General features: G+C 65.3%; 22 protein-coding genes. 2 read left to right on the forward strand and 20 right to left on the reverse strand.

Annotated elements, in window-relative coordinates:
- The 7 genes from AC3FOF_RS10785 to AC3FOF_RS10815 all read right to left on the reverse strand — a co-directional run.
- On the reverse strand, positions 1-893 hold an 893-nt coding region (locus tag AC3FOF_RS10785; protein WP_488726590.1), incomplete at its 3' end, for an electron transfer flavoprotein subunit alpha/FixB family protein.
- Positions 894-912: 19 nt separating this feature from the next.
- Entirely contained in the window at positions 913-1,662 is a 750-nt protein-coding gene (locus tag AC3FOF_RS10790; protein ID WP_488726591.1) for an electron transfer flavoprotein subunit beta/FixA family protein, read from the reverse strand.
- Between the two features lie 203 nt (positions 1,663-1,865).
- Positions 1,866-2,663 carry a MetQ/NlpA family ABC transporter substrate-binding protein gene (locus tag AC3FOF_RS10795; protein ID WP_017228227.1) on the reverse strand — a complete coding sequence of 266 codons (798 nt, stop codon included), beginning with the start codon at positions 2,661-2,663 and terminating at the stop codon, positions 1,866-1,868.
- 61 nt (positions 2,664-2,724) lie between these two features.
- Positions 2,725-3,378, reverse strand: coding sequence for a methionine ABC transporter permease (locus AC3FOF_RS10800; protein WP_035813463.1), 654 nt, complete (start codon positions 3,376-3,378; stop codon positions 2,725-2,727).
- On the reverse strand, positions 3,368-4,402 hold the full coding sequence (locus AC3FOF_RS10805; protein ID WP_276264201.1) for a methionine ABC transporter ATP-binding protein: 1,035 nt from the start codon (positions 4,400-4,402) through the stop codon (positions 3,368-3,370). The genes AC3FOF_RS10800 and AC3FOF_RS10805 overlap by 11 nt, the downstream gene beginning before the upstream one ends.
- A 160-nt stretch (positions 4,403-4,562) precedes the next feature.
- Positions 4,563-5,366, reverse strand: coding sequence for an enoyl-CoA hydratase (locus AC3FOF_RS10810; RefSeq protein ID WP_488726592.1), 804 nt, complete (start codon positions 5,364-5,366; stop codon positions 4,563-4,565).
- Positions 5,367-5,408: 42 nt separating this feature from the next.
- The gene (locus tag AC3FOF_RS10815) at positions 5,409-6,332 is read right to left on the reverse strand and encodes a histone deacetylase family protein (protein ID WP_276264199.1); all 924 of its coding nucleotides are present in this window, start codon (positions 6,330-6,332) and stop codon (positions 5,409-5,411) included.
- Positions 6,333-6,449: 117 nt separating this feature from the next.
- On the opposite strand from AC3FOF_RS10815, the gene mltB reads away from it, so the two are divergent.
- A complete protein-coding gene (mltB, locus tag AC3FOF_RS10820) occupies positions 6,450-7,556 on the forward strand; it encodes a lytic murein transglycosylase B (RefSeq protein ID WP_017228222.1) in 1,107 nt (368 codons plus the stop codon).
- Between the two features lie 104 nt (positions 7,557-7,660).
- On the opposite strand, the gene cysM is transcribed toward mltB, so the two are convergent.
- The 11 genes from cysM to cmk all read right to left on the reverse strand — a co-directional run bounded on the left by cysM (position 7,661) and on the right by cmk (position 19,195).
- The gene (gene cysM, locus AC3FOF_RS10825) at positions 7,661-8,563 is read right to left on the reverse strand and encodes a cysteine synthase CysM (protein ID WP_035813465.1); all 903 of its coding nucleotides are present in this window, start codon (positions 8,561-8,563) and stop codon (positions 7,661-7,663) included.
- Between the two features lie 102 nt (positions 8,564-8,665).
- Positions 8,666-9,982 (reverse strand): solute carrier family 23 protein, encoded by a 1,317-nt coding sequence (locus AC3FOF_RS10830; protein ID WP_488726593.1) that lies wholly within the window; start codon positions 9,980-9,982, stop codon positions 8,666-8,668.
- Between the two features lie 293 nt (positions 9,983-10,275).
- Positions 10,276-10,662: a ComEA family DNA-binding protein gene (locus AC3FOF_RS10835; protein ID WP_488726594.1), complete on the reverse strand. Its 387-nt coding sequence runs from the start codon at positions 10,660-10,662 to the stop codon at positions 10,276-10,278.
- A 227-nt stretch (positions 10,663-10,889) separates the two neighbouring features.
- Entirely contained in the window at positions 10,890-11,885 is a 996-nt protein-coding gene (gene rfaD, locus AC3FOF_RS10840; RefSeq protein ID WP_488726595.1) for an ADP-glyceromanno-heptose 6-epimerase, read from the reverse strand.
- Between the two features lie 47 nt (positions 11,886-11,932).
- Positions 11,933-12,880: a D-glycero-beta-D-manno-heptose-7-phosphate kinase gene (gene rfaE1, locus AC3FOF_RS10845; protein ID WP_017230583.1), complete on the reverse strand. Its 948-nt coding sequence runs from the start codon at positions 12,878-12,880 to the stop codon at positions 11,933-11,935.
- 70 nt (positions 12,881-12,950) lie between these two features.
- Positions 12,951-14,324 carry a UDP-glucose dehydrogenase family protein gene (locus AC3FOF_RS10850; RefSeq protein WP_276267701.1) on the reverse strand — a complete coding sequence of 458 codons (1,374 nt, stop codon included), beginning with the start codon at positions 14,322-14,324 and terminating at the stop codon, positions 12,951-12,953.
- 43 nt (positions 14,325-14,367) lie between these two features.
- Entirely contained in the window at positions 14,368-15,615 is a 1,248-nt protein-coding gene (gene lapB / locus AC3FOF_RS10855) for a lipopolysaccharide assembly protein LapB (RefSeq protein ID WP_017230581.1), read from the reverse strand.
- 3 nt (positions 15,616-15,618) lie between these two features.
- Positions 15,619-15,945: a LapA family protein gene (locus tag AC3FOF_RS10860; protein WP_276267700.1), complete on the reverse strand. Its 327-nt coding sequence runs from the start codon at positions 15,943-15,945 to the stop codon at positions 15,619-15,621.
- 213 nt (positions 15,946-16,158) lie between these two features.
- Complete coding sequence (locus AC3FOF_RS10865; RefSeq protein WP_035817269.1) at positions 16,159-16,656, reverse strand: integration host factor subunit beta; 498 nt, start codon at positions 16,654-16,656, stop codon at positions 16,159-16,161.
- A 32-nt stretch (positions 16,657-16,688) separates the two neighbouring features.
- A complete protein-coding gene (gene rpsA, locus AC3FOF_RS10870; protein WP_006158411.1) occupies positions 16,689-18,383 on the reverse strand; it encodes a 30S ribosomal protein S1 in 1,695 nt (564 codons plus the stop codon).
- Positions 18,384-18,532: 149 nt separating this feature from the next.
- Positions 18,533-19,195: a (d)CMP kinase gene (gene cmk, locus AC3FOF_RS10875; protein ID WP_276267698.1), complete on the reverse strand. Its 663-nt coding sequence runs from the start codon at positions 19,193-19,195 to the stop codon at positions 18,533-18,535.
- Between the two features lie 134 nt (positions 19,196-19,329).
- Between cmk and AC3FOF_RS10880 the strand changes: the two genes are divergently transcribed.
- Positions 19,330-19,557: a DUF2061 domain-containing protein gene (locus AC3FOF_RS10880; protein ID WP_017230577.1), complete on the forward strand. Its 228-nt coding sequence runs from the start codon at positions 19,330-19,332 to the stop codon at positions 19,555-19,557.
- Here AC3FOF_RS10880 and aroA read toward each other — a convergent pair whose 3' ends face one another.
- Positions 19,558-20,868 (reverse strand): 3-phosphoshikimate 1-carboxyvinyltransferase, encoded by a 1,311-nt coding sequence (aroA, locus tag AC3FOF_RS10885; protein WP_488726662.1) that lies wholly within the window; start codon positions 20,866-20,868, stop codon positions 19,558-19,560.
- Positions 20,869-20,947: 79 nt separating this feature from the next.
- Positions 20,948-21,856 (reverse strand): prephenate dehydrogenase/arogenate dehydrogenase family protein, encoded by a 909-nt coding sequence (locus AC3FOF_RS10890; RefSeq protein WP_017230575.1) that lies wholly within the window; start codon positions 21,854-21,856, stop codon positions 20,948-20,950.
- Positions 21,857-21,862: the final 6 nt, after the last annotated feature.

A 21,862-nucleotide genomic window follows, 5' to 3' on the forward strand; every position in this document is an offset into this window, starting at 1 on the left:
TCGCCCACCAGGCCATAGTCGGCCACCGAGAAGATCGGCGCTTCGGCGTCCTTGTTGATCGCCACGATCACCTTGGAATCCTTCATGCCGGCCAGATGCTGGATCGCGCCGGAAATGCCGACGGCGATGTACAGCTGCGGCGCAACGATCTTGCCGGTCTGGCCGACCTGGTAATCGTTGGGCACGAAGCCGGCATCGACGGCGGCGCGGGATGCGCCCATCGCGGCGTTCAGCTTGTCGGCCAGCGGCGTCAGCACCTTGGTGTAGTTCTCGCCGGAACCCACGCCACGGCCACCGGACACGATGATCTTGGCGGCGGTCAGCTCGGGGCGGTCGCTCTTGGTCACTTCGCGCGAAACGAATTGCGAGATGCCGGCGTCGGCCACGGCCGGCAGGTTTTCCACGGCGGCCGAGCCACCTTCGGCAGCGGCGGCGTCAAAGCCGGTGGTGCGCACGGTGATGACCTTGACCTTGTCCGACGATTGCACGGTCGAGATCGCGTTGCCGGCGTAGATCGGGCGCTCGAAGGTATCCGGGCCGTCCACCTTGGTGATGTCCGACAGCTGGGCTACGTCCAGCTTGGCGGCCACGCGCGGCAGGATGTTCTTGCCGTAGGGGGTGGCGGGCGCCAGGATGTGGCTGTAGTCGCTGGCGATGGCCAGCGCTTGCTCGGCCACGTTCTCGGCCAGGCCGTCGCCGAAATACGGGGCATCGGCCAGCAGTACCTTGGACACGCCGGCGATCTTGGCGGCAGCGGCGGCTGCAGCAGCGGCGTTGGCGCCGGCCACCAGCACGTGGACGTCGCCGCCGCACTGGAGAGCTGCCGTCACGGTGTTCAGCGTGGCGCCCTTGATGGATTGGTTGTCGTGTTCAGCAATGACGAGTGCAGTCATGTTTTATCTCCTGGCGCGCTCAGATGACCTTGGCTTCGTTCTTCAGCTTTTGCACCAGCGTCGCAACGTCCGGCACCATCACACCCGCGCTGCGCTTGGGCGGCTCGACGACCTTGAGGGTCTTCAGCCGGGGCGCCACGTCCACGCCGAGATCTTCCGGCTTGACGGTGTCGAGCTGCTTCTTCTTGGCCTTCATGATGTTGGGCAGCGTCACATAGCGCGGCTCGTTCAGGCGCAGGTCGGTGGTCACCATCGCCGGCAGCTTGATCGACAGGGTCTCCAGACCGCCGTCCACTTCGCGCGTCACCGACGCCCGGCCATCGGCCACCACCACCTTGGAGGCGAAGGTCGCTTGCGGCAGGCCTGCCAGCGCGGCCAGCATCTGGCCGGTCTGGTTGGAGTCGTCGTCGATGGCCTGCTTGCCCAGGATCACCAGTTGCGGCTGTTCCTTGTCGACCAGCGCCTTGAGCAGCTTGGCCACCGCCAGCGGTTGCAGGTCTTCGTTCGACTCGACCAGGATGCCGCGGTCGGCGCCGATCGCCATCGCGGTCCGCAGGGTTTCCTGGCACTGGGCAACGCCGCACGAGACGGCGATCACCTCGGTGGCCACCCCGGCTTCCTTCAGACGCACCGCTTCTTCCACGGCGATTTCGTCAAACGGGTTCATGCTCATCTTGACGTTGGCCAGATCCACGCCCGTACCGTCCGACTTCACCCGGACCTTGACGTTGTAATCCACCACGCGCTTGACTGCGACGAGTACTTTCATGCGCTCACTCCACTGATAGTCGATAGTCAGAAATTTGGTTCGCCCGCCATTATAACCACCGGGCAGGTGGCACTCTTATTTTTCGAACGGTCGTACTATTTTATCGGCAAAGAATTGCCGGGCATAGCCCGGCAACGTGTCAACCTGACCGCATTGTGCCGTAGGATGCCCTGCGTCACACGGGTTTCGAAGGTTTTTTCAACTTACCAGGCGGTAATCACCGAATCCTTGAAGGTGCTCTGCACGTACTGCTTGATCTCCGGCGAGTGGTAGGCCTTGACCAGCTTGGCCACCCAGGGCTTGTTGCGGTCGGCTTCGCGGATGGCGATCAGGTTGGCATAGGGACCCTTGGGGCCTTCCATGGCAATCGCATCCTTGGTGGGCGACAGGCCTGCCGACTCGGCATAGTTGCCGTTGATGGCGGCGGCGTCGAGGTCGTCGAGCGAGCGCGGCAGCTGGGCGGCGTCCAGCTCGACGATCTTGATCTTCTTCGGGTTGGCCACGATGTCCAGCGGCGTGGCCTTGAGGCCGGCGTCGGCGCGCAGCTTGATCAGACCCTTGCTCTGCAAGAGCAACAGGCCGCGGCCACCGTTGGTGGGATCGTTCGGCACACCCACGCGGGCGCCTTCCTTGAGCTGGTCGAGCGACTTGATCTTCTTGGAATACACGCCCATCGGGAAGGTCACGGTGAAGGCCACGTGGGTGAACTTGTAGCCACGGTCCTTGATCTGCGCTTCCAGGTAGGGCAGGTGCTGGTAGCTGTTGGCATCCAGGTCGCCCGAAGCCAGCGCGGCGTTGGGCTGGATGTAGTCGCTGAATTCCACCACCTGGATGTTCAGGCCATCCTTGGCGGCGACCTTCTTCACCTGCTCCATGATCTGGGCGTGCGGGCCGCCGGTGACGCCGATCTTGATCGGCTTTTCCTGCGCCACGGCACCGGTGGCCAGGGTGGCGCCGAGGGCGGCGCCGACAATCCATTGCAGCAGGTTACGACGTTGCATATTGACTTCCTTGATTCTCGATTTCTCTGATTCTCTATCTAAGACCGGCGCGGCGTCCGGCCTACTTGTGGCTGATGCGGCGCACCAGCCAGTCGCCGAAACTCTGTACCGCCTGCACGAAGACGATCAGGATCAGCACCACCGCCACCATCACCTCGGTGATGTAGCGCTGGTAGCCGTAGCGGATGCCGAGATCGCCCAGGCCCCCGCCGCCGATGGCGCCGGCCATGGCCGAATAACCCACCAGGCTGACGAAGGTGATGGTCAGGCCGGCCACGATGCCGGGCATGGCTTCGGGCAACAGCACCTTCATCACGATCTGTCCGGTGGTCGCGCCCATCGACTGGGCGGCTTCGACCAGGCCCTTGTCGACTTCGCGCAGCGCGCTTTCCACCAGCCGCGCGATAAACGGAATCGCGGCGATGGTCAGCGGCACCACGGCCGCGGTGGTGCCGATCGAGGAGCCGACGATAAAGCGGGTGAAGGGAATCACCACCACCAGCAGGATGATGAAGGGAATCGAGCGCACGGCGTTGACCACCACGCCGATGGTGCGGTTGAACAACGGGTGCGACAGCACGCCGCCGCGGTTGGTCAGGTGCAGCAGCACGCCCAGCGGCACGCCGAACGCCGCGCCGACCACGCCCGAGATGCCCACCATCAGCAGCGTCTCGTTGAACGAGGTCAGGAACAGGTCAAACATTTCAGACCACATGCTCGATCTCCTCCACCACTACGCCCTCTTGTTGCAGGTATTCCATCGCCGCCTTCACGTCGGCCAGATCGCCGGTGGCCATGATGGCCAGCGAACCGAAGGCCTGGCCCTGGATCTCGTCGATGTGCCCGTGCAGGATATTGAAATCCAGCCCGTAGCGGCGGATCGCCTGGGCCAGCACCGGCTGGTCCACGCCTTCGCCGGTAAAGGCAAGGCGGTAGACATGGTCGCGCCCGTTGCCCAGGCGGCTTTCCACGCGCTTGAGCACGCTGGGCGGCAGTTCCTGCGCGATCACGTCGCCGATCATGGCGCGCGTGACCTCATGCTGCGGGCGCAGGAACACGTCGATCACACGGCCGCTTTCCACCACGCAGCCGGCTTCCAGCACGGCCACGCGGTCGCAGACCTGCTTGATCACTTCCATCTGGTGCGTGATCATCACGATGGTCAGGCCCAGCTCGCGATTGATCTGCTTGAGCAGTTCCAGGATGGAGCGGGTGGTTTCCGGATCGAGGGCCGAGGTGGCCTCGTCCGACAGCAGCACCTTGGGCTTGCTCGCCAGCGCCCGGGCAATGCCCACGCGCTGCTTTTGCCCACCGCTGATCTGGGAAGGAAAGCGGTCCTTCAGCGCCGACAGGCCAACCAGTTCCAGCAGCGGCAGCACCGTGTCGGAAATCTCGCTTCTCGACTTGCCGGCCAGTTCCAGCGGCAGCGCCACGTTATCGAAAACGGTGCGCGACGACAGCAGGTTGAAATGCTGGAAGATCATGCCGATGTCGCGGCGCGCCTGGCGCAGCGCGCCATTGTCGAGCACGGTCAGGTCCTGGCCGGCCACGATCACGCGGCCGGCGCTGGGGCGGTTGAGCAGGTTGATGGCGCGCACCAGCGTGCTTTTGCCGGCACCGCTGCGACCGATGATGCCGAAGACCTCACCTGCCGCTATGGACAGGTTGACGTCCCGCAGTGCATGCACTTCCCCCGACCCTCCGGGAAAGCGCTGCGAAAGACCTTGCAGTTCGATCATGTGAAAAGAAAACGGCAACAGGCGAGTCTCTCTCTAGCGCTGTTGCCGTATTTTATTTTTTTGGGCGAAGCGGGCATTTTAAGCGATCCGCTTCATACCAGAAACGACTTTTTATCGATGTCTTTATATGCCCACGGCATATAAACCCACAAAAAGCCGATTATGCATCACGCCACGATGGCGGGCGTTTGTCGATAAAGGCCTGGACACCCTCCAGCGCTGCCGGATCCATCATATTGCAGGCCATGGTCTGCCCGGCAAGCTGGTAGGCCGCCTCGATGCCCATCTCCAGCTGGCGATAGAACAGGCCCTTGCCGGCGGCTACCGCGGCGGCCGGCTTGGCGCAGATGCTGGCCGCCAGGCGTTCCACCTCGGCATCGAGGACGTCGGCGGGCACCACCCGGTTGACCAGCCCGCGGCTGCGGGCTTCCGTTGCATCGATCATATCGCCCGTCAGCAGCATCTCCAGCGCCTGCTTGCGCGACAGGTTGCGCGACAGCGCCACGCCGGGGGTCGCGCAGAACAAACCCAGATTGACACCGGATACCGCGAAACGGGCGTCGTCGGCCGCCACCGCGAGGTCGGCCATGGCCACCAGCTGGCAGCCGGCGGCAGTCGCAACGCCCTGCACGCGGGCGATCACCGGCTGCGGCATCTTCTGCATCGCCATCATCATGCGGGTGCAGCGATCGAACAGGCGGCGATAGTAGTCATGCGAGGGGCTGGCCCGCATCTCGCGCAGGTCGTGGCCGGCACAGAAGGCACGCCCGGCGGCGGCCAGCACCACCACCCGGACGGCCGCATCGGACGCAACGCGGACAAACGCCGCGGACAAGGCATCCAGCAACGCTTCGGACAAGGCGTTGAACGCCTCGGGGCGGTTCATCGTCAAGCGCAGCACGCCTGGCGCATCCAGGCTTTCGCTCACCAGCTGCGTGACGGCCCTGTTGTCGGTTTCAGCCATCGCCGGCCTCCTGTCGTTTGATCGTTTGATCGTTCCATCGTTCTATCGCTCGAGCAGCACCTTGAGGTGCGCGAACACGCTGCGCGCGAGCGCGCTCGGGTTATAGCCCCCCTCCAGGCAGCTCACGATGCGTCCCTTCGCGTGGGCCCGCGCGACATCCACCAGTTGGGCAGTGATCCAGGCGTAGTCCTGTTCGACCAGCCCCATCTGGCCGAGGTCGTCCTCGCGATGGGCATCGAAGCCGGCCGAGATGAACAGCATCTGCGGCTTGAACTCGTTGAGGCGCGGCAGCCAGATCGTTTCCACCACCTCGCGCACCGCCATGCCATTGGTATAGGCCGGCAGCGGGATGTTCGACATATTGGTGGCGATATGCTCGGTGCCGCTGTAGGGATAGAACGGATGCTGGAAGAAGCTGCACATCAGCACCCTCTCCTCGCCGCGGAAGGCAGCCTCGGTGCCATTGCCGTGATGCACGTCGAAATCGACGATGGCCACGCGTTCCAGGCCGTGCGCGGCAAGCGCGTGGCGCGCCGCGACCGCCACGTTGTTGTAGAAGCAGAAGCCCATGGCCCGGTCCGGCTCCGCATGGTGGCCCGGCGGCCGCACGCAGCAGAAGGCGTTCTCGAACTCGCCGGCCATCACCGCATCGGTGGCGGCCACCGCGGCGCCCGCCGCATGGGTGGCGGCAGACAGCGTGTGCGGGTTCATCAGGGTGTCGGGATCGATCGGGTGGTAGCCGCTGGCGGGACTGGCGGCGGCCAGCGAGGCCATGTACTCGGGCCGGTGCACGCGCCCGATCTGCTCGGCGGTGGCGGCAGGCGCCTCGCGCCGGTCGAGCAGGCCATCCATGCCGTGCGAGATCAGGTGGTCTTCTATGGCCTGCAGGCGCTCCGGGCACTCCGGATGGAAATGCCCCATCTCATGCAGCAGGAACTCGGGATGCGTGTAATAGCCTGTCGGCATGTCTTATGGCTGTCTTGTGGTCTCCAATCGCTACGTTAGCACATGCCGAGCCGGCCACCCAGCGGGCTGCCGCATGGGCACCATCCGCTATACTCGGGGCGACTTGCAAAGGACACCATGACCGACACCCAGCGCTCCCTGCGCCGCCCGCTCCTGGGCGCCGCGCTTTCCGCTGCCGCATTGAGCTTGTGCGGCATCTCCCCCGCCCTGCTTGCCGCCGGCAAGCGCCGCGTGAGCGTGCGCGAAGAAGAGATCGAGCCGGGCCGGTATCGCGACAACCCCAAGAGCCGGGCCTTCATCGACGACATGGTGACGCGCTACGGCTTCCCCCGCCAGACCCTGGAAGCCTGGTTCGGCCAGGCCGTCTATTCAGCCACGGTGGCACGCCTGATCATGCCGCCCGCCACGCCCGGACGCAAAAGCTGGCGCACCTACCGCTCCCGCTTCATCGAGCCGATCCGCATCAACGCGGGCGTGCGCTTCTGGCAGCAGAACCGCGAAGCGCTGCGCCGCGCGGAGGCCGAGTTCGGCGTGCCGGCTTCGGTGATCGTCGGCATCATCGGTGTCGAGACCATCTATGGCCGCGACATGGGCACCTTCCGCGTGATCGACTCGCTCTCCACGCTGGCCTTCGACTATCCCGACGTGCCCAACCGCGAAGCGCGCACCACGCTGTTCCGCAACCAGCTGGCCGATTACCTGCTCTGGTGCCGCGACACCAATACCGATGTGTTCTCGGTGCTGGGGTCCTACGCCGGCGCGGTGGGGATTCCGCAGTTCATGCCCACCAGCCTGCGCGAATACGCGATCGACTATGACGGCGACGGCCACATCGACCTGCGCGGCAGCGCCACCGACGCCATCGGCAGCGTTGGCCGCTTCCTGCAGCTGCATGGCTGGGAGCAAGGGCGTCCGGTGGTATGGCGCATCGCCCCCGACGAGGGCAGCCGCGGCGTCGCCGCCGCTGCCGCAGATGGCGAACCCTGGCCGACACGCACGCTCAACCAGTTGCTCAAGGCAGGCCTGCGCGTGGACGAACCGATCGACCTGGCGCGCGAAGGCGAAACCGGGGTACTGCTGGTGGATCTGCCAACGCCGGGCGAGACCACGGACTACATGCTCGGCTTGCGCAACTTCTACGTGCTGACGCGCTATAACCGCAGCTTCTTCTATGCGCTGGCCGTCTACCAGCTGGGCGAAGCGGTCAAGGCGGCGATGGGCTGACCCCACGAAAGACGGCCCACCATCCTCCTGAAACGAAAAAGCCTCGCGCAATGCGAGGCTTTTTCCCTGGCGCGTGCGACACGCACGCATCCGGCGCGACAGCGTCAGGCCGGGAACACGCCGGTCGAGAGATAGCGGTCGCCCCGGTCGCACACCACGAACACGATGGTGGCATTCTCCACTTCCTCGGCGATGCGCAACGCAACGCATAGCGCGCCGGCAGCGGAGATCCCGCAGAAGATGCCTTCCTCGCGCGCCATGCGGCGCGCCATATGCTCGGCGTCGCCCTGGCCTACCGGCTCGGTGCGGTCGATGTACTTCGCATCGTAGATCTTCGGCATGTACGCCTCCGGCCACTTGCGAATGCCGGGAATGCGGGAGCCTTCCGCCGGCTGCGCGCCGACCACCTGGACCGCGGCGCTCTGCTCCTTGAGGTAGCGCGACACGCCGGTAATGGTGCCGGTGGTGCCCATGGCGGACACGAAGTGCGTGATCCGTCCTTCCGTGTCGCGCCAGATTTCCGGCCCGGTGGTTTCGTAGTGCGCCAGCGGGTTATCCGGGTTGGCGAACTGGTCGAGGATAACGCCGCGGCCGTCGCGCTCCATGGAGTCGGCAAGGTCGCGCGCGTATTCCATACCGCCCTTGACCGGCGTCAGGATGATCTCGGCGCCATAGGCCGCCATGCTCTGGCGGCGCTCCATGCTCAGGTCCTCCGGCATGATCAGCACCATCTTGTAGCCGCGAATGGCAGCCGCCATGGCCAGCGCGATACCGGTATTGCCCGAGGTGGCTTCGATCAGCGTGTCGCCCGGCTTGATGCGTCCGCGCGATTCCGCGTGGGCGATCATCGAGACCGCCGGACGGTCCTTGACCGAGCCCGCCGGGTTGTTGCCCTCGAGCTTGCCGAGGATTACATTGCCGCGCGGCGTGCCGGCGGCGCCGGGGATGCGCTGCAGTTGCACCAGCGGCGTGTTGCCGATGGTGTCTTCAATCGTCTTGTAGGCCATGGTGAGCGGGATTCCAATGTCGGCGGACATTGTAATCCAGTCGTCAAACCCGCGTTGCCGGCATGCCGGGCAGCCCCTGCGAGGCCCGCCCGCCTGTTGCCGTCAGGCCTTCGCTTCGGCTTCGGCTTCGGCCCTGCTGTTGCCCAGCAGGTGGTAGAGCAGGATGGCGCCGAAAGTGGCGGTACCGATGCCACCCAGCGTCATGCCGCCCAGCTTCAGGGTCAGGTCGCCGGCCGCCACGGTCAGTGTGGCGCCGACGGTGATCAGGTTGCGCGAATTGGAGAAATCGACCTTGTTCTGGACCCAGATGCGGCCCGCGGTGGCGGCGATCAGGCCGAACACGACGATCGTCAGGCCGCCGATCACCGGACCCGGGATGGTCAGGATCAGCGCGCCGAACTTGGGCGAGAAACCAAGCACCAGCGCCACCGCGGCCGCCACCACGAAGATCAGCGTGGAGTAGATCTTGGTGACAGCCATGACGCCCATGTTCTCGGCATAGGTGGTCACGCCCGTGCCGCCGCCGCTGGCGGAAATGATGGTGGCGATGCCGTCGCCAATGAAGGCCCGGCCGATATACGGGTCGAGATTGCGTCCCGTCATCACGCTGATGGCCTTGATATGCCCGAGGTTCTCGGCCACCAGCACGATGGCCACCGGCGCGATCAGGAGCATCGCGCTGGCCTGGAACACCGGCGCCGCGAACACCGGCATGCCAAACCAGCTGGCCGCGGCCACGCCGGAGAAATCGATGCCCTTGCCCAGGCCCAGCCCGTTGGTGCAAACGTAGTACAGCACATAGCCGAACAGTCCGCCCACCAGCACCGGCAAGCGGCGCAGCATGCCCGGTGCATGCACCGCCACCGTGCCGACGGCCAGGACCGTGGCCAGCCCCACCCATGTGTCCAGCGCGGCGCCGCTCACGGCCTTGACCGCCACCGGCGCGAGATTCAGGCCGATGGCCGCGACGATGGCGCCGGTCACTACCGGCGGCATCAGCCGCTCGACCCAGCGGTATCCCACCGCCTGCACCACCAGCCCGATCATCAGGTAGAGCACGCCGGCCGCGATGATGCCGCCCAGCGCCACCGGGATATTGGGGTTGGGCCCGCTGCCGGCATAGCCGGTCGCGGCGATCACCACGGCAATGAAGGCAAAGCTGGAGCCCAGGTAGCTGGGCACCCTGCCGCGCACGCAGAGGAAGAAGATCAGCGTGCCGATACCGGAAAACAGAATGGCGATATTGGGATTGAAGCCCATCAGGATCGGGGCGATCGCGGTCGAGCCGAACATCGCCACCACGTGCTGGATACCCGCCAGGAGGGTCTGGCCGGCAGGCAGGCGCTCATCGGGCGCAATCACGCCGTGGGTCTTTAGCCGCCATTTGGGCAGGAATCCCGCGTCCTCATTATTTCCCATCGTCCAGCTCCCGTTTTATTGGCCTGGCCACCCCGCTTGCGGGCCGGTCCGGCGCGATTTGGATTATGTTGGCCACGCACCCGGCCTGGGCCGCGAGGCGTCCGCATGATACCGCGCGGCCGCAATCGTGCGAAGCCACACAGGGCTAGCACGAGCCATACCAGCACAGGGCAACCGCATTGGTGCACCGGCTACGCGCAGCCTGCGGGAAGCCCCGGACACTGCCGGGGCTTCGATGGGGGATGGCGGAGGATCGGCGCGGCGGGCGCCGCGCCGCAGGATGCGCGGCGGCCTTAGCGGGCGGCCTTGACCGGCGGCTTCGCCGCCTTCGCATCCGCCTTGGCGTCCGGCCTGGCGGCGGCCACCGCGGCCTTCGGCGCGGCGGCGCCGCTGCCGGCGCCAATGGTCATGCCCGCCTCCTGCAGGCGCGCGACCGATTTCTGCCCCAGCCCCTTGACGCGATCGGCGAGATCCGCGGCATCCTTGAACGGGCCGCCCCTGGCGCGCTCGGAGACGATGGTGCTGGCCGTGGCCGGCCCGATGCCCTTGAGCGAAACCAGGGCAGCCTCATCGGCGGCGTTCACATCGACTGCCGCCTGCGCCGCGCCCGACAGCGAAAACCATACGGCGGCCGCCAGCAGGACCTGCTTGGATGCCTTCGCCAGTGCTTGCTTGAACATGGGAGATTCTCCTATCCAGTTGTGATGGTTGCCGCATCCGGGCTGGACGCGGCAACACGGAGGATAGGAGCGCATGGCCGCCTTGGCGCGTCATGCAACAAAAGTTCACCTCAACGCTACCGAGGTGTTTCCGCCGAATCGAAAAAGAGAGGGGGAAGAGAGTACGCCAGCCGGCTATCGCGCTACCTGGCCATCGGGGCAATCCGGCGATTTGGCACCCAGCGGCCTCATGCCTTGTTCTGCAGCAACCAGCGGCAATAGCGCGACACGCCCTCTTCGACCGTGTAGAACGGCTCCTTGTAGCCCGCCCCGCGCAGGCGCGAGACATCGGATTGCGTGTAGCACTGATACTTGCCGCGCAGCGCGTCGGGGAACTTGATGTATTCCACCAGCCCTTCCTGCACCATCTCGTCGAGCGTCAGCTGCGGCCGGCCGTCGGCTTCGCGCAGCGTGTTGACCACGGCCGCGGCGATGTCGTTGAAGGGCTGTGCACGGCCGGTGCCGAGGTTGAAGATGCCGGACTTGTCCGGATGCTCGAGGAAGAACAGGTTGACCTTGACCACATCCTCCACCGAGATGAAATCGCGGGTGTGGCCGCCCGGCGCGTAGCCGCCATACTCACCGAACAGCTTCACCGTGCCGTCGGCGCGGAACTGGTTGAAGTTATGGAACGCCACCGAGGCCATGCGGCCCTTGTGGGCTTCGCGCGGGCCATAGACATTGAAGTAGCGGAATCCCACGATCTGCGACAGCGCGGACGGCAGCGTGCGCCGCACCACCTGATCGAACAGGAACTTGGAGTAGCCGTAGACATTGAGCGGCTTCTCGTATTCGCGCTCTTCCTTGAACACCTGGGTGGCGCCGTAAGTGGCCGCCGAGGATGCGTAGAGGAATTGCGTGCCCTGCGCAAGGCAGGCATCCATCAGCGCCTTGGTGTAGCGGTAGTTGTTCTCCATCATGTAGCGGCCGTCGGTCTCCATGGTGTCCGAACAGGCGCCTTCATGGAACACCGCGCGCACCTTGCCGAACTCGCCGCGGGCAAAGCGCTCGAGAAACTCGCTCTTGTCGAGGTAGTCGCGGATCTCGCAGTCGACGAGATTGTGAAACTTGTCGGCGCGCGTCAGGTTGTCGACGGCGACGACATTGTCCTCGCCGCGTTCATTGAGGCCCTTGACGAGGTTGCTGCCGATAAAGCCGGCAGCGCCGGTAACGATGATGGTCATGGTCGTGTGTGCTAATGCGGTGCGAGCCAGGAAGCAGCGCGCGGCCGTTACGCCGGCGTGCCGAACAGTTCAGGATAGGTGACGACCGCGGTGCCCAGCTTGCCCACCACGATGCTGCCGGCGCGGTTGGCGTGCTGCACGGCTTCCTTGAGCGGCACGCCCGCGCCCAGCATGGTCGCCAGCGTGGCAATCACGGTGTCACCGGCGCCGGATACGTCGTAGACCTCGCGCGCCTGCGCCGATACGTGCAGGACCTCGGCTTCGGTATAGAGGGTCATGCCTTCTTCCGAGCGCGTCAGCAGCAAGGCCTCGAGATGCAGCTCGCGCCGCAGGTTCTGGGCACGGATGGTGAGATCGGATTCGGTCTTCCAGGCGCCCACCACATGGCGCATTTCGGCGCGGTTGGGGGTGATCAGCGTGGCGCCGCGGTAGCGCGAGTAATCGTCGCCCTTGGGATCGATCAGCACCAGGCAGCCAGCCGCGCGACCCGCCTCGACCATGCGGCCCACATGCGTCAGGCCACCCTTGCCGTAGTCCGAGAGCACCACCACCTTGTAATCCTTGACCAGGGCCATGAAACGATCCTGGACGGAGAGCAGCACTTCATGCGCCGGGGCATTCTCGAAATCGACCCGCAGCAGCTGCTGCTGGTGCGCCACCACGCGCAGTTTGATGGTGGTGTTGACGCTGGCGTCGCGATGCAGGTAGGGCTGCACATGGCTGGCGTTCAGCAGCGCCTCCAGGGTGCGGCCAGGTTCGTCGTCGCCCACCACGCCCAGCATGCCGACCTGGGCGCCCAGCGCGGCGGCATTGCGCGCCACGTTGGCGGCGCCGCCGAGCCGTTCGTCGCTGCGCTTGATCTGCACCACCGGCACCGGCGCTTCCGGGGAGATGCGCTCGACATCGCCGAACCAGTAGCGGTCGAGCATCATGTCGCCCGTCACCAGGATGCGCGATTGATTGATCTGTTGCTGCGGAATATGGTTCTTGCTCATGGACATCCTTGGCAACACTGCCCGGTCCGTCAGCCGGGGCGTTGGCTTGTCGTTCCCGTTGGGTTGCGTTTCAGCGCGTCGTGGTCGGCCGCCCGATCGCATGATATTCGATGCCCGCTTCCTGCATGGACTCGGGCTCGTACAGATTGCGTCCGTCGAAAATGACCGGTGCCTTCAGGCGGCGCTTGATCTGGTTGAAATCCGGGCTGCGGAACACCTTCCATTCGGTGACGATGACCAGCGCGTCGGCACCATCGAGCGTATCCATCTGCGCGTCGCTGAAATGCACGCGCTCAAAGCCGCCTTCGATGTCGGCAAGATCGATCTCCAGCGCACGCCGGGCCTCGGGCATCGAGATGGGATCGTGCACGCGCAACGCGGCGCCGCGGGAAATCAGCGCCCGCGCCAGCACCCGCGACGGCGCTTCTCGCATGTCGTCGGTATTGGGCTTGAACGCCAGTCCCCAGATGGCAAAGGTGCGCCCGGAGAGATCTTCGCCGAAACGGCGCACGACCTTGTCGGCCAGCACCTGCTTTTGCGCATCGTTGACCGCTTCCACAGCCTCCAGCACGCGCATGGGCTTGCCGTGCGCGCTGGCGGTACGCATCAGCGCCTGCACGTCCTTGGGAAAACAGGACCCGCCGTAGCCGGCACCGGCATACAGGAAACTATAGCCGATGCGCGGGTCGGAACCGATGCCCATGCGGACCAGTTCGATATCGGCGCCGACTTCGTCGGCGAGGTTCGCCAGCTCGTTCATGAACGAGATCCGCGTGGCCAGCATCGAATTGGCGGCGTACTTGGTGAACTCGGCCGAGCGCACGTCCATATAGAAGGTGCGTTCGTGATTGCGGTTGAAGGGCGCGTAGAGCTGGCGCATGATGGCCTTGGCGTGACGGCCCGCCACGTCGGCATCGCAGCCCAGCACGATGCGGTCGGGGCGCATGAAGTCCTCCACCGCGGCGCCTTCCTTCAGGAACTCGGGATTCGACACGACCGAGAACTGCAGGTCTTCGAGGCCGCGCGCGGCCAGCTCTTCCCGAATGGCCTCGGCAACGCGGTCGCCGGTACCGACCGGCACCGTCGATTTGTCCACCACCACCTTGAAGCCGGTCATGTGCCGGCCAATATTGCGGGCCGCCGCCAGCACGTACTGCAGGTCGGCCGAGCCATCCTCGTCCGGCGGGGTGCCGACGGCGATGAACTGCACGTCGGCATGCTCCACGCTGGCCGCCACATCGGTGGAAAACGTCAGGCGGCCGGCTTCCCGGTTGCGCTGGATAAGCTCCTTGAGACCCGGCTCGTAGATCGGCACGCCGCCGGCATTGAGCAGCGCGATCTTGCGCTCGTCGACATCCAGGCAAAACACATCGTTGCCCAGCTCCGCCAGGCAGGCCCCGGTCACTAGACCGACGTAGCCGCTGCCGATAATGGTGACTTTCATAACTTGTACTCCAGATAGGGATTGGCGTGCGACGCAACCAGCGTCAGCCGAGCGCCTCGGTACGGCGCGGTGCGTAGGTTTCCCAGCGGTTGCAGCCGGGGCACTGCCAATAGAACAATCGTGCGCGGAAGCCACATTCGCGGCAGGTGTAGCGGGCCAGGTTGCGCGTGCGATGCTGCAGCAGGTCGCGGATCGCGGACACCTCCTGCACCTGCCCGGTGTCCTGGCCGGCTGCCTGCTGCGCCTGCGCCACGGCGGCACCCGAGTCGCCGGTTTCGCCGGCTGCGGCTGGCGCCGCCTCGGCGGCCTCGGCTGCCTGTGCCTCGAAATACTTGGTCAGCGCCTGCAGCGAGGGCTGACGGCGCAATTGCTCCCGCATCAGCGCGGCGGCGGCGTGCGCACCATGCAATTCCAGCTCGGCGCGATAGGCGCTGTCGAGCAACTCGGCAGCCAGGCTGGTCTTGAGCAGGCCGCGTAGCCACGCCAGCGCCTGGCCGTTATCGCCAAGCTGGCGGTAAGCCTTGACCACGCGGTCCGCCACCAGCGGCAGGAAGGACGCATCCTGCTGCTCGATGCCGAGCCAGCGCCCGAGCGCACCCTGGGCGTCGCCCGCCGCCATGGCGACGTCGCCCAACAGCATCGGCGCGCGCACATTTGCCGGGTTTTCCTTGATCGCCTGCTGCAACCAGCCGACCGCCTCCTCCGGCTGCTTGCGCTGCAGCGCATCCTGCGCCAGTTCGCAGCAGAACTGGGCAATCTGCACGCTGTAGTCTTTGTGTTCCAGCGGCTGCAGCTCACGCGCCGCATCGATGGCTTTCTTCCACTCCTTTTCGACTTCGTAGAGCTCCAGGAGCACGTGCTTGGCCGGCGCCGCGTAGGGGCCGGACATCAGCCGCCGCAGCGATTCCTCCGCACGATCGAGCAGACCCGCGCGCAGGAAATCCTGTCCCAGCTCGAAGAGTGCATGCTCACGTTCGGCATCGGGGAGGTCCTGGCGGCTGGCCAGGTTCTGGTGCACGCGGATGGCGCGTTCGGTCTCGCCGCGCCGGCGGAACAGCGCACCCAGCGCGAAGTGCAGCTCGGTGGTCTCGGGGTCGAGCCGCACCACCTCGATAAACGCATCGATGGCTTGGTCCGGCTGCTCATTGAGCAGAAAATTCAGCCCCTTGAAATAGGAGCGCGGCAACGCGCCCTGCTCGCTCATGAGCTGGCGCGCGTCGAAGCGCGCAGCCATCCAGCCCAGGCCGAAAATGAGCGGCAGCGCGAGCAGCCACCAGGTTTCAAAAATCATTGCTCAAACTTTCGGGCCAACTACGTTGTAAGGAATGCCGGAACCCGCCGCCTGCGGTTCACGTGCATTTTCCGCGGCCTGGCTGCGCGCTTCACCGAGCGCGCGCCGCAAGCGCCCCGCCTCCAGGCGCTGGCGCATCAGCGCGGGCGCAACCGCCGCCAGCGCGGCGAGGATGCCGAGGCCGAAGGCCGCCAGCAGGATCAGGATCAGCGGCGCACGCCACACGGCATCGAAGAACAGCTGCAGCGAGACATCGGCGGTATTGCGCAGCGCCAGCACGAACAGCAGCGCAAACAGGACGATACGGATGATCCAGGCGACAAGTTTCATGCGGGCTTCATACGGAAGATGGGATGACTCGGACTCCGGTGACGCGAACGCCGGCGGGCGGGGCCCCTCGGTGGATTCCCGGCATTGTAGCGGAATCGCCTCGTACTAAAGGTAACGTCTTGTACGACGCCATAATGAAAAAGCGCCCCGGATCGGGGCGCTTTTTCGACTATCCAGACACATCGCAGGCACTTCGCGAGCGAACGCGGCGACTCAGGAGCGGGCCAGCTTCAGCCCGCCGTCATCGCTCATGGCGCCACCGGCAACCACCGCCGGCTTGGCCTGGCCCGGCGCGGCCGCATGTACCGCACCAGCCATGGCGCCGTGGCCGTTGCCGTTGGCGCCGCCATTTGCAGTACCGCTGCCATTGCCAGCGTGACTACCGACGACGCCGGCACCGGCGCCTCCGCTACCCGACTGCGTTAGCGCCGGGCTGCGATCGACTCGCTCGCGCAACTCCTTGCCCGCCTTGAAGTGCGGTACCCGTTTCTCGGGCACCAGCACACGTTCGCCGGACTTGGGGTTGCGTCCCACGCGTGGCGGACGCCGGTTCAGACCAAAACTGCCGAATCCGCGAATCTCGATGCGGTGGCCATCGGCCAACGCTTCGGACATGGCATCGAGGATCGTCTTCACCGAGATGTCCGCATCCCGCAGCAACAGCTGCGGGAAGCGGGCAGCCAGTTTTTCGACAAGCTCGGACTTGGTCATGGGCATCCGCTAGCAGGCGTAAGAACCAATGCTTACTGGTTGTCCTGGCCGAGCTTGGCCTTCAGCAGCGCGCCCAGGTTGGTCGTGCCAGCCGTGCCGGTGTCGGCCGCGAACTTCTGCATGGCTTCTTGCTGCTCGACGTTGTCCTTGGCCTTGATCGACAGGTTGATGTTGCGCGACTTGCGGTCGACGTTCACCACCAGGGCGGTGATTTGTTCGCCTTCCTTCAGCACGTTGCGAGCATCTTCCACGCGGTCAGCCGAGATTTCGGATGCGCGCAGGTAGCCTTCGACGTCGTCAGCCAGTTGCACGACAGCACCCTTGGCATCAACGGTCTTGATCGTGCCGTTGACCAGGGAACCCTTGTCGTTGGCCGAGATGAAGTTGTTGAACGGGTCGCCCGACAGCTGCTTGATACCCAGCGAGATGCGTTCCTTGTCGACGTCGATGCCCAGAACCACGGCTTCCACTTCGTCGCCCTTCTTGTACTTGCGCACGGCTTCTTCGCCGGTTTCTTGCCAGGACAGGTCGGACAGGTGCACCAGGCCGTCGATGCCACCGGGCAGGCCGATGAACACGCCGAAGTCGGTGATCGACTTGATCTGGCCGCCCAGCTTGTCGCCCTTCTTGTGGTTACGGCTGAAATCGTCCCACGGATTGGCCTTGCACTGCTTCATGCCCAGGCTGATACGACGCTTGTCTTCGTCGATATCCAGCACCATGACTTCGACTTCGTCGCCCAGCTGGACAACCTTCGACGGGGCCACGTTCTTGTTGGTCCAGTCCATTTCGGAAACGTGGACCAGGCCTTCGATGCCGGCTTCGATCTCGACGAACGCGCCGTAGTCGGTCAGGTTGGTCACCTTGCCGAACAGGCGGGTGCTTTGCGGGTAGCGGCGCGAGATGCCGACCCACGGATCTTCGCCCAGTTGCTTCACGCCCAGCGAGACGCGGTTCTTCTCTTGGTCGAACTTGAGGATCTTGGCGGTGATTTCCTGGCCAACCGACAGCACTTCGCTGGGGTGACGCACACGACGCCATGCCAGGTCGGTGATGTGCAGCAGGCCGTCGATGCCACCCAGGTCCACGAATGCGCCGTAGTCCGTGATGTTCTTGACGATACCGTTGACGATGGCGCCTTCCTTCAGGGTTTCCATCAGCTTCTGGCGCTCTTCGCCCAGGGTCGCTTCCACAACGGCGCGGCGCGACAGCACCACGTTGTTGCGCTTGCGGTCCAGCTTGATGACCTTGAATTCCAGGGTCTTGCCTTCGTACGGCGTGGTGTCCTTGATCGGACGCACGTCGACCAGCGAGCCCGGCAGGAACGCGCGGATGCCGTTGACCATGACGGTCAGGCCGCCCTTGACCTTGCCCGTGACCGTGCCCGAGATGATTTCGCCGTCTTCCAGCGCCTTCTCGAGGTTCAGCCACGATGCCAGGCGCTTGGCCTTGTCGCGGGACAGGATGGTGTCGCCATAGCCGTTCTCGAGCGCGTCGATGGCCACGGAGACGTAGTCGCCGGCCTGCACTTCGAGTTCGCCCTGGTCGTTCAGGAACTCCTCCACCGGCACGAAAGCTTCCGATTTGAGGCCGGCGTTGACGACCACGAAATTGTGGTCGATGCGCACGACTTCAGCGGAGATCACTTCGCCAGCCTTCATATTGGAGCGGGCGACGGATTCCTCGAACAGTGCGGCAAAGGATTCGTTAGTTTGCAGGTCGGACATAAACTTGAGTATCAATCCGCAGTACACGGGCCGGCGCGAGGATCGCGCTCAGTCTGCCTGGGCAGCGGGGTAAGGTTGAACAACACCGGCAGTCCTGCATGACAGGGCACTGCCGGCACTTCGGTGCCGCCAGCGGCGGGATGCGCGGGTCAGCAACCCGGCGCGCCGTACCACTGCAGCACCTGCGCCACCGCCTGATCCACCGTCATGTCGGAGGTATCGAGCAAGTGCGCATCCTGTGCGGGACGCAGCGGCGCGGCCGTGCGGGTACGATCCCGCAGGTCGCGCGACTCAAGGTCCCGCAAAAGGTCTTCGATATTAGCAGAAATTCCCTTATCAATCAATTGTTTATAGCGCCTGCGAGCGCGCGCTTCGACACTTGCCGTCAGAAATACCTTAAGACGGGCATCGGGGAAAATCACCGTGCCCATGTCGCGGCCGTCGGCGACGAGGCCGGGAAGCTTGCGAAACCCGCGCTGGAGCGCCGTCAGGGCATCGCGTACCGGCTGGTGGACCGCGATGGCCGAAGCCCGGTTGCCGGTAGCTTCGGCGCGGATGGCCAGGCTGACCTCCTCGCCGCTGAGCCAGACGCGGTCGGGACCGAACTTCACATCGAGGCGGGCGGCCAGTTTTGCAAGCCCCTCCACATCCTGTGCGTCAATGTCCACACGTTCGCTGGCGAGCGCAACCAGGCGGTACAGCGCACCGCTGTCCAGCAAATGGAAGCTGAGTGCATCGGCCACCTTGTGCGCTACGGTGCCCTTGCCGGAAGCCGTGGGCCCGTCGATTGTGATGACGTCGACGATAGTCATTATTTATTGAAACAAATAAAAATATTGATTTCTTAAATCAATTGAGAATCATTACCATGCATTCCATGGCGGGCAGCCTGAGAAGCAGCAGCAGCCCGGGCAGTCAAACCGGCATCTCCGCGAGGCAATCTACCATGGCTAAGACCCTGTCGTTCGGCATCATGCACGTTGGCATCGCCTTCGGCGTCACCTACGCGCTGACCGGCAACCTCGCGGTCAGCGGCGCAGTCACCTTTATCGAACCGGCAGTCAATACTGTGGCGCATTACTTCTTCGACCGCTACTGGGACGGGCGCGAACGCCGCCATCACGGCACGTCCGCGACCGCCGGCGGAGAACCCGGCCTGACGCCTGCGGCGTGATCAGCGCGCCACCGCGCCAAAGGCCGCGAAGTAATCCGGGAAGGTCTTGGCCACGCAGCCGGGCTCATTGATCCGCACCGGCAGCGGTCCGAACGCGGCCAGCGAGAAGCACATGGCCATGCGGTGATCGTCGTAGGTGTCGATGCCGGCGGCCGGGGTCAGCCATGCGGAGCGGGCCGGCGGCGTCACTTTCAGGTAATCCGCGCCCTCTTCCACCTCGACGCCGAGCTTGCGCAGCTCGGTCGCCATGGCGCTGATGCGGTCGGTTTCCTTGACCCGCCAGCTGGCAATATTGGTCAGCGTCGTGGGCCCCTCGGCAAATAGCGCCGCCACCGCCAGCGTCATGGCGGCGTCCGGGATATGGTTGCAATCCAGCTCGATGCCATGCAGGCGCCCGTCGTCCCGCTCGGTGCCGCGGACCTCGATCCAGTTGGCGCCGGCCATCACGTTGGCGCCCATGCGGTTGAGCGCCTCGGCAAACTTGACGTCGCCCTGGATGCTCGACATGCCGACGCCTTCCACCCGCAGGGGACCGCCGCCGATGGCGCCGGCCGCCAGGAAATAGGACGCCGAGGACGCGTCGCCCTCGACAAAGATCTCGCCGGGCGAGCGGTAGGTGCCCCGTGCCGGCACAATGAAACGCGACCAGCCTTCCCGCTTGATCTCGATGCCGAAGCGCGCCAGCAGATTCAGCGTGATCTCGACGTAGGGCTTGGAGATCAGTTCGCCGACGACTTCGATCTCGATGGCGCCGCCGGGCGCGTCGGCCAGCGGCAGGCTCATCAGCAGCGCGGTGAGGAACTGGCTGGAGACATCGCCTCGCACGCGGATCGGCGCATCGATGCGGATCTGCGCGGGCGAGATCTGCAACGGCGGGTAGCCCTCGGTCCCGAGATAGTCGACGCGGGCGCCGATCTGGCGCAGGCCGTCGACGAGATCGCCAATGGGGCGCTCGTGCATGCGGGGCACGCCCGACAGCTTGTAGCTGCCACCCTGCAGCGCCAGCGCCGCAGTCAGCGGCCGGATGGCCGTACCGGCATTGCCCATGAACAGCTCGGCCGACTTGATCGGGAAGTTGCCGCCCACGCCACGCACCACGCAAGCGCCGTCCTCCTGGCGCCACGCTACGCCCAGTGTGCGCAGTGCCTGCAGCATCACGCGAGTATCGTCGGAGTCGAGCAGGTCGCATACGCGGGTCTCGCCCTCCGCGAGAGCGGCCAGCAGCAGCACGCGGTTGGAGATACTCTTGGAACCCGGCAGGCGAACCGTACCGGAGGCGCGAGTGAAGGGGCCGAGCGTGAGATGTTCCATGGTTTGCATGCTAGTTGGCCGGCGGCTCTCTATAAAGGAAGGGCGCACCGCTCCGTTGATGGCGTCGAGGCGTTGGCGTTCAGGGTTCGACGTTGACGGCGGGCGCGCGCAGCGTGCCCCATTGCTGGCGCGCCTGGCTGGCGCGCTGGAAGATACGCTCCAGCCCCTCGCCGTTGCCGTGCTCGATCAGCGTCTTGAGATGCGCCAGCATCGCCTGGAAGGTGGCCAGCTCGCCCAGCATCGCGTCGCGGTTGCCGAGACAGATATCGCGCCACATCTCCGGCGAAGACGCCGCGATACGGGTGAAATCGCGAAAGCCGCCGCCGGCGAAATCGAGCTTGAGCGCCCCATCCTCGGCGTTGGCCACCTGGGCTACCAGCGCATAGGACAGCAGATGCGGCAAATGGCTGACCGCCGCGAATACCGCATCATGCTGCACGGCCGACATCACATGGCAATCCGCGCCGGCGGTTTCCCACATGGCACGCACGGCCGCCACGTCGATGCGGGCGTTCTCCTGCAACGGGCACAGCACGACCCGCTTGCCGGCGTACAGGTCGTCCAGCGCGGCCTCTACCCCGTGCAACTCGCGGCCCGCGATGGGATGCGCCGGCACGAACTGCGCGGCCTTGTCGCCCAGTGCCGTCTTGGCCGCCATGATGACGTCGGACTTGGTGCTGCCGGCATCGGTAACGATGGTGGCCGGCTCCAGGTGCGGCTCAAGTGCATGGAGCAGCGCAAAGGTCTGGGCCACCGGCGCGCACAGCACGATGACGCTGGCGCCCTTGGCGGCCTCTTCCAGCGTTGCCGCCTGGTCGATCACGCCCAACTTGAGCGCGCGCTCCAGCGAGGCTTGCGAACGGCCCACGCCGACCACCGTGCCGACCGCGCCCGCGCGCTTGAGCGCGAGCGCAAGCGAGCCGCCGATCAGGCCGACGCCGACAATGACGACACGGGAAAAATAAGGAGCGGACGCAGGAACGGTCACGGGGAT

This window comes from Cupriavidus sp. 96C5-1, assembly GCF_057798855.1.

Bases quoted from the DNA above. Each gene is read 5' to 3' on its own strand.
- AC3FOF_RS10835 (WP_488726594.1), bottom strand. From the start codon at position 10,662: ATGTTCAAGCAAGCACTGGCGAAGGCATCCAAGCAGGTCCTGCTGGCG.
- AC3FOF_RS10830 (WP_488726593.1), bottom strand. From the start codon at position 9,982: ATGGGAAATAATGAGGACGCGGGATTCCTGCCCAAATGGCGGCTAAAG.
- mltB (WP_017228222.1), top strand. From the start codon at position 6,450: ATGACCGACACCCAGCGCTCCCTGCGCCGCCCGCTCCTGGGCGCCGCG.
- cmk (WP_276267698.1), bottom strand. From the start codon at position 19,195: ATGACTATCGTCGACGTCATCACAATCGACGGGCCCACGGCTTCCGGC.
- rfaE1 (WP_017230583.1), bottom strand. From the start codon at position 12,880: ATGAGCAAGAACCATATTCCGCAGCAACAGATCAATCAATCGCGCATC.
- AC3FOF_RS10815 (WP_276264199.1), bottom strand. From the start codon at position 6,332: ATGCCGACAGGCTATTACACGCATCCCGAGTTCCTGCTGCATGAGATG.
- lapB (WP_017230581.1), bottom strand. From the start codon at position 15,615: ATGATTTTTGAAACCTGGTGGCTGCTCGCGCTGCCGCTCATTTTCGGC.
- rfaD (WP_488726595.1), bottom strand. From the start codon at position 11,885: ATGACCATCATCGTTACCGGCGCTGCCGGCTTTATCGGCAGCAACCTC.
- AC3FOF_RS10850 (WP_276267701.1), bottom strand. From the start codon at position 14,324: ATGAAAGTCACCATTATCGGCAGCGGCTACGTCGGTCTAGTGACCGGG.
- aroA (WP_488726662.1), bottom strand. From the start codon at position 20,868: ATGGAACATCTCACGCTCGGCCCCTTCACTCGCGCCTCCGGTACGGTT.
- AC3FOF_RS10790 (WP_488726591.1), bottom strand. From the start codon at position 1,662: ATGAAAGTACTCGTCGCAGTCAAGCGCGTGGTGGATTACAACGTCAAG.
- AC3FOF_RS10810 (WP_488726592.1), bottom strand. From the start codon at position 5,366: ATGGCTGAAACCGACAACAGGGCCGTCACGCAGCTGGTGAGCGAAAGC.
- AC3FOF_RS10800 (WP_035813463.1), bottom strand. From the start codon at position 3,378: ATGTGGTCTGAAATGTTTGACCTGTTCCTGACCTCGTTCAACGAGACG.
- AC3FOF_RS10880 (WP_017230577.1), top strand. From the start codon at position 19,330: ATGGCTAAGACCCTGTCGTTCGGCATCATGCACGTTGGCATCGCCTTC.
- cysM (WP_035813465.1), bottom strand. From the start codon at position 8,563: ATGGCCTACAAGACGATTGAAGACACCATCGGCAACACGCCGCTGGTG.
- AC3FOF_RS10865 (WP_035817269.1), bottom strand. From the start codon at position 16,656: ATGACCAAGTCCGAGCTTGTCGAAAAACTGGCTGCCCGCTTCCCGCAG.
- AC3FOF_RS10860 (WP_276267700.1), bottom strand. From the start codon at position 15,945: ATGAAACTTGTCGCCTGGATCATCCGTATCGTCCTGTTTGCGCTGCTG.
- rpsA (WP_006158411.1), bottom strand. From the start codon at position 18,383: ATGTCCGACCTGCAAACTAACGAATCCTTTGCCGCACTGTTCGAGGAA.
- AC3FOF_RS10795 (WP_017228227.1), bottom strand. From the start codon at position 2,663: ATGCAACGTCGTAACCTGCTGCAATGGATTGTCGGCGCCGCCCTCGGC.
- AC3FOF_RS10805 (WP_276264201.1), bottom strand. From the start codon at position 4,402: ATGATCGAACTGCAAGGTCTTTCGCAGCGCTTTCCCGGAGGGTCGGGG.